10 protein-coding genes are annotated in these 12,600 nt (G+C 69.6%); 3 read left to right on the top strand and 7 right to left on the bottom strand.

Annotated elements, in window-relative coordinates; genetic code table 11:
- Nucleotides 1–432: 432 nt before the first annotated feature.
- Nucleotides 433–1,425: a hypothetical protein gene (locus tag ACQEU1_RS06255; RefSeq protein ID WP_433197167.1), complete on the top strand. Its 993-nt coding sequence runs from the start codon at nucleotides 433–435 to the stop codon at nucleotides 1,423–1,425.
- 190 nt (nucleotides 1,426–1,615) lie between these two features.
- Here the strand turns inward: ACQEU1_RS06255 and ACQEU1_RS06260 are convergent, their stop codons facing one another.
- From ACQEU1_RS06260 to ACQEU1_RS06270, 3 genes are all read right to left on the bottom strand, one after another.
- The gene (locus ACQEU1_RS06260) at nucleotides 1,616–2,074 is read right to left on the bottom strand and encodes a glycine-rich domain-containing protein (protein ID WP_433197169.1); all 459 of its coding nucleotides are present in this window, start codon (nucleotides 2,072–2,074) and stop codon (nucleotides 1,616–1,618) included.
- Nucleotides 2,075–3,026: 952 nt separating this feature from the next.
- Nucleotides 3,027–3,545 carry a hypothetical protein gene (locus ACQEU1_RS06265; RefSeq protein ID WP_433197171.1) on the bottom strand — a complete coding sequence of 173 codons (519 nt, stop codon included), beginning with the start codon at nucleotides 3,543–3,545 and terminating at the stop codon, nucleotides 3,027–3,029.
- A 40-nt stretch (nucleotides 3,546–3,585) separates the two neighbouring features.
- On the bottom strand, nucleotides 3,586–4,260 hold the full coding sequence (locus tag ACQEU1_RS06270; protein WP_433197173.1) for a TetR/AcrR family transcriptional regulator: 675 nt from the start codon (nucleotides 4,258–4,260) through the stop codon (nucleotides 3,586–3,588).
- A 53-nt stretch (nucleotides 4,261–4,313) separates the two neighbouring features.
- Between ACQEU1_RS06270 and ACQEU1_RS06275 the strand changes: the two genes are divergently transcribed.
- Together ACQEU1_RS06275 and ACQEU1_RS06280 are read left to right on the top strand one after the other, a co-directional pair.
- A complete protein-coding gene (locus ACQEU1_RS06275; RefSeq protein WP_433197175.1) occupies nucleotides 4,314–5,732 on the top strand; it encodes an MFS transporter in 1,419 nt (472 codons plus the stop codon).
- A 90-nt stretch (nucleotides 5,733–5,822) separates the two neighbouring features.
- Nucleotides 5,823–7,184, top strand: a complete 1,362-nt coding sequence (locus tag ACQEU1_RS06280) for an alpha-amylase (RefSeq protein ID WP_433197177.1) — start codon at nucleotides 5,823–5,825, stop codon at nucleotides 7,182–7,184.
- 51 nt (nucleotides 7,185–7,235) lie between these two features.
- On the opposite strand, the gene ACQEU1_RS06285 is transcribed toward ACQEU1_RS06280, so the two are convergent.
- The 4 genes from ACQEU1_RS06285 to ACQEU1_RS06300 all read right to left on the bottom strand — a co-directional run bounded on the left by ACQEU1_RS06285 (nucleotide 7,236) and on the right by ACQEU1_RS06300 (nucleotide 12,460).
- A complete protein-coding gene (locus ACQEU1_RS06285) occupies nucleotides 7,236–8,369 on the bottom strand; it encodes a S1 family peptidase (RefSeq protein ID WP_433197179.1) in 1,134 nt (377 codons plus the stop codon).
- Nucleotides 8,370–8,569: 200 nt separating this feature from the next.
- Nucleotides 8,570–9,667: a zinc-binding dehydrogenase gene (locus tag ACQEU1_RS06290; protein ID WP_433197181.1), complete on the bottom strand. Its 1,098-nt coding sequence runs from the start codon at nucleotides 9,665–9,667 to the stop codon at nucleotides 8,570–8,572.
- Nucleotides 9,664–10,095 carry an acyl-CoA thioesterase gene (locus ACQEU1_RS06295; protein ID WP_433197183.1) on the bottom strand — a complete coding sequence of 144 codons (432 nt, stop codon included), beginning with the start codon at nucleotides 10,093–10,095 and terminating at the stop codon, nucleotides 9,664–9,666. The genes ACQEU1_RS06290 and ACQEU1_RS06295 overlap by 4 nt, the downstream gene beginning before the upstream one ends.
- On the bottom strand, nucleotides 10,088–12,460 hold the full coding sequence (locus ACQEU1_RS06300; RefSeq protein WP_433197185.1) for a LuxR C-terminal-related transcriptional regulator: 2,373 nt from the start codon (nucleotides 12,458–12,460) through the stop codon (nucleotides 10,088–10,090). Before ACQEU1_RS06300 ends, ACQEU1_RS06295 begins: the two co-directional genes overlap by 8 nt.
- Nucleotides 12,461–12,600: the final 140 nt, after the last annotated feature.

Genomic DNA, 12,600 nt, shown 5'->3' on the forward strand with positions numbered 1-12,600 from the left:
TAGGGACGGACGCGGTCCGTCGCGCAACCGACCAGGAGCACACCCAGGACGGCCGCGAGCACGTGGTCACCGCTGAGCGCGCACACGCCAGCGATTGTGATCCAGAGCACAAGCCTCATGAGTTGAGGTTAGGGACCGTACGACGGTCACCGCATCTCATTTGGGGAAGGCTTGATGGTCCCTTAAGCGAAACTGCAAAGAAGGCGCAATCACAGCACGCTGACCAGCCACTTCACCGCGGAGATCAACCAAGCAGAGCGGCACGGGGGTGCGAAGCCATCGCTGACTCACGCTCGCGCGGCGGACAGACGATCGCTGTTCGAGTCACTACCCTCATCTGAATGACCTGGGCGCTTTGCCCGGTAACGAGCATCCAGGCCGGAGCGACGCACAACCTACGAGATCGACGCGTACCGGAGAGGTGCGGTGACGATGAGGTTCGCACAGAGCTTGACCGGCGGCACCACCGATGGCCGCGGCTCCAGAACGATCGCGATCCTGACCACCTCGTCCGCAGTCGTCTCGATCGTGACGCCGATCGCCTCCGTGATCGCGATCCTGCTGAAGCCGGACAGCCGCGTTCCGGCGATCGTGCTCGGCGCCTATCTCTGCCTGCTCACCACCGCACTGCTACTGCTGTTGATCAGGAACGATCGGCGGCACCACAACGAGATCATCGCGCAGGAGCGGTTCCACCACGACCAGGTGATCGAACAAGAACTCCGCACCGGCCGCGCGAGCCGTTATGCGCCAGCGATGGTTCCCCTCCGCAAAGCGTACGGTTGCCTCGGGAACGCCACCTGGACGATGGTCGAGGGCGACGGCTCCGAGGAGTCGTTCATCCGCCATCTCCGTGACGCACTTCAGTTCCTGGCGGAAGCATTCAGCCTGGTGACGGATCAGCCGTGTCGCACTGTCATCAAGATGACGTACGTACAGGTACAAGGCATGCACATCCGCGATCCACTCGTCTACACGCTCTGCCGAAGCGACGAGAGCGACGCGATCGAGCCATCAGAGGAGGTCCGCAACGGCGACAGCATCAGGAACAACAGCGACTTCAGGCAGATTTTCGAGGGCAACGCACACTGCTTCTTCTGCAACGACCTGCCGGCAGAGCTGGCCAACGGCTACCAGAACTCACACTGGGACTCCGCCACGATCAAGTCAGGCGACTTCAGGTACCGGAGCGCCATCGTCTGGCCGATCGCACGAGCCCGTCCGCTCGGCACCCAGAACCACGAACGTCGCGAGGTCATCGGCTTTCTCTGCGTCGACACTCCCGCGGTCGGCGCGTTCAACGAGACCTTCGACGTACCGATCGGCACCGCCTTCTGCGGAGTTCTGCACTTGGCTCTCCACAGGTTTCGCGCCAGCCAGACAGCAGACGTGCGGGCCACCACTGAGAAGACACCAGAACACTGAGGAAAACAATGTCCAACACCAACGGCTCGGCATCCCGTGAAGTCGAGACCAACGCGAGTGACGAGGACGCCTGGTACCAGGCCGCTCGCGTCGTCGACCCCGAATGGGTGGAACTTGATGTCGAAACTCAGGACGGACGACTTGTGCAGTACCGCATACCCCGGAGAACCTTTTTCAAGACCATTGACCGCTAACGGCCGTTGCGGCAGTCGTCGTCATCGCAGTGCGCACCTTCACCGAATGCGACCTGCCAGAGTTGCTCGTCCACGACGAATCCCCGCGAGCGCAACGCCTTGACGGTCCGGGGCACGCTGGTGACGTCCTTCGGGCGTCCGGGCTCGTCGTTCGGCGAATGATGGATGAAGCGGCCCGCGACTCGCTGGCAAAAGTCCGCGTACTCGGCGGTGTAGAGAATGAAGGTGTGCCAACCAAGATCAACTTCTGGCGCGGGCGCATACCCCTGACCAGGCCGTTCGGCGCACAACAGCAGGAACCCGAGCGCCTGGTCGACGATCCTCATCGCGTACGGCGAATCGACCCCGTGCTCTCTGGCGATGCGGGCCACCAGCCGTGCCCGCAACTGATCGTCGATGAGCTCCTGAGCAGACCACGAGCGGTCCACCAAAGTGCGCGGGAGCGCCGAGGTCATATCTCACCCTTCACGACAAGCACAGTTCCGCGAGAAGGTCAGAAAAGTACTCGACGCCCGTCACGAGCCAATGACCGGGGCCGACCACGCCCCTCGGCCTGCTTCGAGAACAGCATCGTTTGAGGACGATTAATGGGCATCTACCGGTCACGACCGGTACGGGCGGCAGGTGCGTCCGACCAGCCCGGCACGTTCCTCTCCGTCCACCCCGACCATTACGACCGTGCTCCTCGAGTCGGCGAGCAACCCCCGCGATCACCTCGTCCACCACCGCTGCCGGCAACCGCCCTGCCACGTCGATCCGCATCCGGAACCTGACGTGCGGATCGGAGAACGACTCCGCTCCGGGTACGAAAAGCAGAACTCAGCGGGATCCGGGCTCTCGAGGTGGACCGGCAAGAGCCGTCCCCACACCCCCACCGACCGAGGATCGACGGGTCGGCGCGCAGCCGTTCGTTCACCAGCCGCGCCACCGTCCGCGCGGGCCACTCCCCGCTATGGTCCTTCGCCACACGAGCGACCTCGCGGTCATAAGCGGCCGCGTCGAACCGATAGTCCCCGGCAACCGACGGTCGATCTGACACTTCCAGTCGCGCCACACGACCTCGTTGCCCTCGCGCACGATCGTGACCCTCAGCTCGATGTTCTCGTTGTCGTCCACGACAATCTCGCGCGGCTCGGTCGTCGCGACGAGGCGGGGCAGGAGGTCCTCGGGGGCGTCGGCCCGGAAGCAGTGAACACGCGTGCGGCGATCGGCACGCCATCGATCACCACCCTGGCCTCGGCGAAGCTCACTGGGTCGGGTGGTGACGTCACGACGCGCACGGCGAACCCGGACCCTGGCACGTCCAGCGCGGCCACTCGGTGGACCGCCCACGGATGGACCGGATTGAGCTCCTCGATCCAGGCAGAGGCGACGTCCCGAAGGGTCGCCACCAGGTCGGCGCGCTGGTCACCGAGCACCAGGGCCGCGTAGCCGGTGGCCAGTTCGTCGACGAAGGCGACGAGGCGTTCGGGGGGTGGCGGGGCGGAGGTGGGCCAAGCCGACCCAGCGGCGGCAAACGGCGACCCCGTCCGCGTAGCGTTCGAGCACTGAGTGGCCGGGCGTGCGGGCCATGCCGTGCAACAGCCTGCCCGCCTGGTCCCACGGCCGGTCCGGCACGTCGAACTGGTCCAGCGACCGCAGCAGGTCGCGCGCCTGAGCGACCCTGCGCGCCGGGTTGCCAGGGCGCACCTTCGACCGCACCCAGTCGGCGATCCGCGGCGTCCTGCTCGGCACCGGGAATCCGCAGCAAGGCATTGAATGCCCATGCCGCCCGGTCGCGACGATCGCCGGAACGTCCGCGAGCCCGGCCTCACCCTCGATGTCGCGCGGGTCGAGGTCGAGAGCGACGACCGCGTCGCGGAGCCGTTGCGGATCGCCGGTGTACCGCCCCAGGAGGGCGAGCAACTGCCCGCACTTCTCGCTCACCGGGCGGAGGAAACTCGATTCTCTTCGTCCTGCTCGGCCCCTACCCCAGCCCGTCGAGCATCAGCCGCAGCGCGAACTCGAACCTCTCGTGCCCCTCACCTGAGTTCAACGACGAGGCATGCGCGACGACCAGCGGGAACCGACCGGCCGGCAGCATCTCCAGCCGCGCGAGCATCTCGTCGCGGTCGACCGAACCGCGCAGCGACGACTCGAAGGTGTAGGCGCTGACGTACAGCAGCAGGGCGTCGATCGCCCACGCCGCCTTCTGCACCGATACGCCTCCCGCCACGAACAACGCGAGCAGCCCCTCGGTGAGGCGGAGCGTGTCGAGGTTGGTGGGCGGCGCGTTCAACGCCGCCCGCGCGATCCCCGGATACCGCAGGAACTGGTCGCGCAACTGACTGCACACGTCCACGACCTGCGAGCGCCACCGCGAGCCGTCCGGCGGCGGCAGCGCGATCTCGCGGCTGAGCATGCCGATCAGCAGGTCGTCGAGGTCGGCCTTGTTGCGCACGTGGGCGTAGAGCGACGCGGGGCCGGTGCCCAGCGCGGCGGCGACGCGGCGCATGGTCAGCGCGTCGAACCCCTCGGCCTCCACCAGCGCCAGCGCCGTGCCGACGATCCGGCCGACCGTGATCGGCTCCTTGCGCGCCGGGGCCGAGTCCAGCGCGGCGATCTGCGCGGCCCACTCCTCGCGGGACGAGTTCCTGCTCATACCCGCCACCCTACCAGTTGACCCGAACAGTGTTCGTGAGTAGAACAGTGTTCGTGACTACCTCCGACCTCGCCCTGCGCTCACCGCGGTCGCTGCGAGAGGCGTGGATCGCCCTCGCCGGCCTCTCCGCCGTCTTCCTCTTCGAGATGCTGGACAACTCGATCCTCAACGTCGCGCTGCCCACGATCGGCCGCGACCTGCACGCCTCGACCACCGCCCTGCAGTGGGTCTCGAACTCCTACGCCGTCGTGTTCGGCGGCCTGATGCTCGTCTTCGGCGCCGTCGCCGACCGCTACGGCCGCCGCCGCGTGATGCTCGCCGGCCTGGCCCTGCTGGGTCTCGCCAGCCTCGCGACCCTGTTCGTCACGTCGGTGGCGGGCCTCATCGCCGTGCGGTCCGTGATGGGCATCGCCGCCGCCATGACCACGCCGGGCTCGATCGCGCTGGCGTTCCGCCTCTTCCAGGCCGACGACCTGCGCGTCCGCGCCATGACCCTCATCTCGACCGTCGGACTGGTCGGCCTCGCCGTCGGCCCGCCGCTGGGCGGCTTCCTGCTCGCCGTCGCGCCCTGGCAGGCGTTGCTGCTGATCAACGTCCCGATCGCCGCGCTCGCGTTCCTCGGCATCGGCCGCGGCATCGGGCCTGACGACGACCTGCACCGCGACCCCGCCGACTACCTGGGCGGCGTGCTGGGCACGGCCACCATCGTCCTCGCTCTGGTCGTGCCCACCTTCTTCGCCGAAGGCCACCCGTGGCTCGGGTCGGCCGCCGCCGCCCTGACCGTCCTGACCGGCGTGCTCTTCGTGGTGCGGCAACGCACGACCAGCCACCCGTTGCTCGACCTGAAGCTCGTCCGGCACCCGCTGGTGTCGAGCGGCCTCGCCTACAAGGCCGCCACCGGCCTCGCGGCAGCCGGCCTCACCTACCTCGTCACGCTGCAACTCCAGCTCGACTGGGGCTGGTCCCCCGCACTCGCCGCCGCCGGCATGCTGCCGCAGGTCGCGGTGCTGATCGCCGCCGGTCCGGTGGTCAACCGCTTCGTGAACCGGGTGGGCCTCGACCGCGCCGTCTGGCTGGGCGCGCTCGCGGTCGTCGCCGGCCTGGCCGTCTACGCGACGCTCGGCCGCCTCCACTACGTCCCGGTCGCCGCCGCGCTCGTCCTCGTCGCCATCGGCATCCGCGTGGTCGGCGCGGTCGCGGGCGTGAACGTCCTCAAAGGCCTGCCGGAGAACCGCACCTCGATCGGCGCCGCACTCGTCGACACCGCGTCCCAGGTGACCTCGGCCGCCGGTGTCGCCGTCAGCGGCACGGTGCTGGCGGTGCTGTTCGCGGGCGGGATCGCGCAGCCCGGCTGGAGCGCGGCGCAGACCGCGCAGTTCGAGAGCGCCGTGACGATCGGCGGCCTGGCCCTCACCACGATGGCCGCCGCGCTCGTCGCGTGGGCGTACTTCCGGGCGCGGCGTGCGCAGTAGGACGAATTGCTCCGGAAAGTTCTTGCAACGCTTTGCCCGGTATGCCCGTCAGTGCTACGAACGGGGGACCCCTGCACACAAGGAGACAACGTGGTTTCCTCGGTTTCGCGCACCCTTCTCGTGGTGCTGTTGATCGCCGGACTGTCCACACCGGTGCAAAGTCTTGCGGCGCCACCAGGTGCCAAGGACGTCACCGTCACCCTGTTCCAGTGGCCGTTCTCCCGGGTCGCGTCGGAATGCACGAACGTCCTCGGCCCCAAGGGCTACGGCTACGTCGAGGTCTCCCCCGCCACCGAGCACATCCAGGGCCCGCAGTGGTGGACGAGCTACCAGCCCGTGAGCTACAAGATCGCGGGCAGGCTCGGTGACGAGAATGCCTTCCGCACCATGGTCACCACCTGCCACAACGCGGGTGTGAAGGTCATCGCGGACGCGGTGATCAACCACATGAGCGCCGGCTCGGGCACGGGCACCGGCGGGTCGGGGTACTCGAAGTACAACTACCCCGGCTACTACAGCGACTGGGACTTCCACGGCTGCCGCACGCCGATCAGCAACTACCAGGACCGGTTCAACGTCCAGAACTGCGAGCTCGTCAGTCTGTCCGATCTGGACACCGGCAGCGACTACGTGCGCACCACCATCGCGGCCTACCTCAACCGGTTGATCTCGATGGGTGTGGACGGGTTCCGGGTCGACGCGGCCAAGCACATCCCGGCAGCCGACATGGCCGCGATCAAGGGGAAGCTCAGCAACCCCGGCATCTTCTGGGTGCACGAGGTCATCTACGGTGCCGGCGAGGCCGTGCAGCCCGGCGAGTACACCGGGTCCGGGGACGTGGACGAGTTCCGCTACGCCTACGACGTCAAGCGGATCTTCAACAACGAGAACCTGGCCTACCTCAAGACGTTCGGGCAGTCGTGGGGCTTCCTGCCGTCCGGCCAGGCGCGGCCGTTCGTCGACAACTGGGACACCGAGCGCAACGGGTCCACGTTGACGTACAAGGACGGTTCCACCTACACGCTCGCGAACGTGTTCATGCTGGCCTGGAACTACGGTGCGCCGCAGGTGTACTCGGGCTACGAGTTCACCGACAAGGACGCGGGCCCGCCCGGCAACAACGCGTGCTTCAGCGGCTGGAAGTGCCAGCACCTGTGGACGCAGATCGCGAACATGGTGCAGTTCCGCAACACCGTGGCCGGCACGGACGTGAACAACTGGCAGGACAACGGGTTCGACCTGATCGCGTTCGGCCGCGGCAACAAGGGCTTCGTGGCGATCAACCGCGAGACGTTCGCGGTGACCCGCACGTTCCAGACGGCGCTGCCCGCCGGGAGCTACTGCAACGTCCAGGAGAACGGCTGCGTCCGCGTGACGATCGACTCCTCGGGACGCTTCACCACGACGCTCGGCGCCGGAACCGCGCTCGCGTTGCACGTGAACGCCCGCTGACAGATCACCGGCCGGCCACCGTGCGAAACGGTGGCCGGCCGGGAGCTTCTACTAGGCGGTGTGCAGCCTCAGGCCGTAGACGTTGAGGATCTCGTTGATCGGCTGGAACCACGTGCGACCGCCGCTGGTGCAGTTGCCGTAGCCGCCGGACGTGACGCCCTGCGCCTGGTCACCGGTGATGAACGAGCCGCCGGAGTCGCCGCCCTGGGCGCAGACCGAGGTGCCGACCATCTGGTAGACGGCGCCCTGCGCGTAGTTCACGGTCTCGTTGCGGCCCTGGATCACGCCGCAGTGCCACTGGGTCGTGGAACCCGAGCGGCAGACCGAGGTGCCGACCGGCGCCTCCCACGAGCCGCGGACCAGCGCGTCCGGCACCCGGCCCCAGCCGAGCACGACCGGCACGGTCCACCAGCCGCCGCCGATGCGCACCCACGCGTAGTCGTTGCCGGGGAACGACGAACCGGCGAAGTTGCCCTGGAACGAGCGGTCCCAGCCGTAGACGGCCGCGCCGCCACCGCCGCAGTGGCCCGCCGTGACGTAGCCGCCGTGCACCGAGAAGCCGATGGAGCAGCGGACGTTGCCGGTGTAGTACGGGTCGCCGCCGACCGTGCCCGCCGCGTACGTCTGCGGCTGCTGCACGCCGTCGGTCTTGACCGTGATCGAACCGAGCTGGCGGGCCTTGTCCAGGAACGACGCCACTTCGGCGGTCTGCTTGCCGGCCTCGACGCTGATCACGACGGTGCCGGTGCGCGCGTCGGGTTGCCAGCTCGCGACCGCCGCCGGCACCGAACCGGCCGCGGACATGGCGTCCAGCTTGTTCTTCTGGGCCACCATCGACCCCGACGACCGGCTGACGACGACCGTCTCGGCGCCGGTGGCCTCGACCTTGCGGGCCGCCGCCTTGTCCGTCACGGCCACGACCAGGCGGTTCTTCGTCTCGTCGAACCAGCTGCCCGCGTACGAGGTGCCGGCCTCGGTCTCCGCGCGCGGCGCGATGAGCGACGCGCGCTGTTCCTTCTCCAGGCGCAGGCGCGCCTGGGCCTCGGTCAGCCCGAACGCCGAGCTCATCGCGGTGAGGAGGCCGGGTGACAGCTCCTTCTCCGCCGCCTGGGCAGGCGCGGTGAAGGTGGTCCCGACCAGCACGAGTGCCAGCGCGGGCACGATTCTGGGCACGGTGAGGCGCATGCTCTTCTCCTTGTCCGGCAGGGATCGCTACCCGCCCCGTTGCGGGGAGCGACGAACATGAGAGCGCTCTCACCGTGACGCAAGGAGTCCTCGGTGGTCAACAGCTGACACCGGAACTGTCCTGCCCGATTCATGCCCGTGTGGGCTCGATCGGGCAATCGAGGGGGTTGTCCCGAGGGCGGACGACCCCTCGGAACCGGTTACATCACCACGACCTGCCGGACCGCCTCTCCCGAGGCGAGCTTCGCGAACCCGTCGTTGATCTCGTGCAGGCCCAGGCGCCCGGAGAGCAGGCCGTCCACCGGCAGCCGTCCCGCGCGGTAGAGGTCGACGAACCTGGGCACGTCCCGGCGCGGCACGCACGACCCGAGGTAGCTGCCCTTGAGCGTGCGTTCCTCGGCGACCAGGTTGAGCGCGGGCAGGCTGACGGTCCGGTCTGGATGCGGCAGGCCCACGGTGACGGTGGTGCCGCCGACGGCCGTCGCGGCATAAGCCTGTTCGAGCACGGCCGCGACGCCGGTGGTGTCGATGACCTTGTCGGCGCCGCCCCCGGTCAACTCGCGGACGGCCTCCACCACCGATGGCCCACCCGCGGCCTCGTGCGTGGCGCCGAGCGTCAGGGCGAGCTTGCGCTTGTGCTCCACGACGTCCACGGCGACGACCTGCGTGGCACCCGCCGTGACGGCCGCCAGCACCGCCGCGAGCCCGACCCCGCCGAGCCCGAAGACCGCGACCTTCTCCCCCGGCTTGACCTCGGCGCTGTAGAACGCGGCCCCGGCGCCGGTCAGCACGGCGCACCCGAACAGCGCGGCGATGTCGAGCGGCAGGTCGGGAGGCACCAACGTCGCGGAACGGCCGGAGATCACCGTGTACTCGGCGAACCCGGACACGCCGAGGTGGTGGTGCGGGCGCGTGCCGTCCGGGAGGGTCCAGCGCCGCTCACCGCTGAGCAACGTGCCGTCGCGGTTCGCCAGAGCGCCCGGCTCGCACAACGCCTGCCGGCCGGAAGCACACCTCCTGCAGGCCCCACAGGCGGGCACGAACGACAGCACCACGTGGTCGCCGGGCCGGAACTCGGCGTTCGGGCCCGCCTCCACGACCTCGCCCGCCGCCTCGTGCCCGAGCACCATCGGCAACGGCCGCACGCGCGAACCGTCGATCACGGACAGGTCGGAGTGGCACAGGCCGGTGGCGTGCACGCGCACCAGCAGTTCGCCGGGGCCGGGCGGGTCGAGCTCGAGGTCCACGACCTCCAGCGGCCCGCCGACCGCGCTCAGCACCGCGCCTCGCGTCTTCACGCCACCACCAGCCCTTCCATCGCCGTGCGCAGGTCCGCCGGGATCTCGACGGGTTTGCGGGTCGCGCGGTCCACGAAGACGTGCACGAAGTGACCCTCCGCGATGACGTCGTCCCTGTCCTCGAAGAAGAACCCGACCTCGTAACGCACGCTGGAGCGGCCGAGGTGACCGATGCGCAGCCCGGCGTCCATCGCCTCGGGGAACGACACGGAGGCGCGGTAGTTGCAGTGCGACTCCACGCACAGCCCGATCTGCTGCCCCGCCTGGATGTCCAGCCCGGCGCCGATCAGCCACGTGTTGATCACCGTGTCCATGAACGCGTAGTGGACGACGTTGTTCACGTGCCCGTAGACGTCGTTGTCCGCCCACCGGGTCGGAATCCGCTGCCAGTGCCGGTACTGCTCGCGCACACGACCTCCATCAGTCATCGAGTCTCCTGGTGAGCTCGACCCTCGACCGCACGCCGAGCCGCGCGAAGACGTTGCGCAGGTGGTGTTCGACGGTGCGGTGGCTCAGGAACAACCGGGCGGCGACCTCGCGGTTCGTCGCGCCCTCCGCGACCAGCCTCGCGATCTGCGCCTGCTGCGGCGTGAGGTCCAGGCTGCCCTTCGGCTCGCGCGTGGAGTCGCCGGCCGCGCGCAGTTCGGCACGGGCCCGGCCGACCCAGTGATCGGCCTGGTAGGACTGGAAGATCCGCACGGCGTCGCGCAGGTGTTCGCGCGCGGCCTTGGGTTTGCGGCCCCTGCGCAGCCGGTTCCCGTACAGCAGCTCGGTCTTCGCGAGCTCCAGCGCCGTGCCGCTGGCGCGGTGCAGCCGGATCGCCTCCTCGAAGTGCTCGTCGGCGGTGCCGGGTTCGAGCAGGCCGCGGCAGCGGTGCGACAGGGCGAGCCGGGCGGTGCTTCCCGTGGCACCGGCCCACTTCTCGTACGGCTGCAGCGCTCTGTCCCCTGTGGACGGTCTGCCGCATGCCACCGCCGCTTCGACCACGTGGGGCGCCGCCATGACCTTTATGCCCGCGTGGCCGGGGTTGAGCCGCAACCGGTCCAGCGCGTCGGCGGGCCGGTCGCGGGCGAGGTCGACGCACGCGAACGCCCACGCGCCGAACGTGCTCGGCCTGATCAGCCCGCGCTGGGTGATGTGCTCGGTCGCGGTGTCGATCCGGTCCAGCGCCGTGTCCGTGTCGCCTCGCAACGCCGCCAGCAGGGCGAGGATCGTCAGGTGGTCGACCACTGCGTTGTGCTGCCCGATCGCCGTCGCCGCGTGCACGCCCTCGGTCGCCGCGTTCAGCGCCGCAGCGTGCTGGTCCAGCAGCAACGCCGACAGCGCCCGGTAGACCAGCGCCCACGGCACCAGCGCGGTGAACCCGCTCTCGCGCGCCGCCGTGACCGCGCTCGTGGCCATCTCGTGCGACCGCGTGGCGTCGCCGAGCACGTAGGCGGCCTGGCTGGCCCAGATCCGCGCCTGCGGCCCCGGCACCTGGTCCGCCAGGTCGACGACGGTGCGCAGCGCGGGCAGCGCCTCGTCGTGCCGGCCGTCGAACGTCGCCAGCATCCCGGTGAGGTGGTCGAGCGTGAGCCGGGTGGCGGCCGGTTCGCCGGGCTGCCGCAGGTGCCGGGCGAACTCGGCGACGGCGGTGTACCGGCGCAGATCGCCCGCGATGCTGGCGGCCTCGCCCGCGAACCCGAGCGCCGCGACGGCGAGCACCCTGCGCGTTCCGGCGAGGCCCTTCGCCGCCCGGATCAGCCGGTCCGCGGCCACGTCCGGGAGGCTTTCGCCGAGGTCGATGCCGCCGACGACGAGATCCATCAACGCCCTGAGTTCGGGTGTGTGGGTCATCCGGGTCGCCGTGCGCAACACGGTTCTGGCGCGGTGCGGTGCGCCGTGGGCCCAGTGGTCGGCGGCGGCCTTGAGCAGGTTGTGCGCCTTGTGCTCGGGGTCCGTCGTGAGGCTCGCGGCCCGGTCGTGGTCACGGGCAGCGCGGGCGAAGTCGCCGCACCTGCGTGCATGCTCGGCGTGGTCGGTCAGCGTCTGGGCGAGGTTCTCGTCGTGGGTGGTGACGGCATGGTGCCACGTGCGGCGCGCGCCGGGCGGGAGGGACTCCGCGAGCGTCGCGTGGGCGTGCCGCAGCAGGGCGCGCGGCACGTCGGCCTGGAAAGCCGACCTGACCAGCCTGCGCGTGTCGAACAACGGGCCCGCCTCGGTGACGGCGTCCAGGTCGAGGGTCTCGGGGTCGATCTCCTCGTCCACCGCGGCCAGCGCCACGACGTGCCGCGCTTCGGGCGACAACGCCTCGAACCGGGCCCGCCACCGCTGCCGGAGCGAGCTGGTGTCCGGCAGCCGTTCCGGAGCCGGCGCGATGCCTCCGAGCTGCGCGGACGTGAGCGAACCCGCCAGCTCGACCAGCGCCAGGGGGTTGCCGCAGGCGAGGTCGGTCAGGTCGGCGGCGAGGGTGGCGGGCAGGCCGGGAACGAGGTCGTGCAGCACCCGCATGCTCGTGGCGGCGTCCAGCGGGTCGAGCGCGACGGCCGGCAGCCCGCACGGCTCGCCTTCGGTGGCGATGACCAGCGCGGCCCGCGTCCGTTCGACGTCACGGGCGAGCTGGAGGAGCTCGTCGTCGATCTCAACGACGTCCACGCACAACAACGCGTCGTAGGTGTCCTTCATGGCGTTGAGCAGCGCGGTCTTGCCCGACCCCGCCTCGCCGTGCACGACGATCGCCCCGCCGCGCCCAACGCGCGCACGGTCGACCAACGCGTCCACGGCGACGCGCTGCCGCTCTCGGCCACGCAGCATCGGTCCAGTCTTATGGCGGAAACGGCTCCACCGGAAGAGGTAGGGGCCAAATTCACCTACCACCGTTAGTTTTGCCATCGAAGCTGTTCACCGAGACCGGTGGTTGCACCGATGCGCACCGCTCGTCCGGGGTTGCAGGG

The sequence above is a fragment of the Lentzea sp. CA-135723 genome (assembly GCF_050936595.1).
GTDB lineage: Bacteria > Actinomycetota > Actinomycetes > Mycobacteriales > Pseudonocardiaceae > Lentzea.

Excerpts from the sequence above, each read along its gene's own strand:
- ACQEU1_RS06255 (WP_433197167.1), top strand. The coding sequence starts at position 433 with ATGAGGTTCGCACAGAGCTTGACCGGCGGCACCACCGATGGCCGCGGC.
- ACQEU1_RS06260 (WP_433197169.1), bottom strand. The coding sequence starts at position 2,074 with ATGACCTCGGCGCTCCCGCGCACTTTGGTGGACCGCTCGTGGTCTGCT.
- ACQEU1_RS06285 (WP_433197179.1), bottom strand. The coding sequence starts at position 8,369 with ATGCGCCTCACCGTGCCCAGAATCGTGCCCGCGCTGGCACTCGTGCTG.
- ACQEU1_RS06295 (WP_433197183.1), bottom strand. The coding sequence starts at position 10,095 with ATGACTGATGGAGGTCGTGTGCGCGAGCAGTACCGGCACTGGCAGCGG.
- ACQEU1_RS06270 (WP_433197173.1), bottom strand. The coding sequence starts at position 4,260 with ATGAGCAGGAACTCGTCCCGCGAGGAGTGGGCCGCGCAGATCGCCGCG.
- ACQEU1_RS06300 (WP_433197185.1), bottom strand. The coding sequence starts at position 12,460 with ATGCTGCGTGGCCGAGAGCGGCAGCGCGTCGCCGTGGACGCGTTGGTC.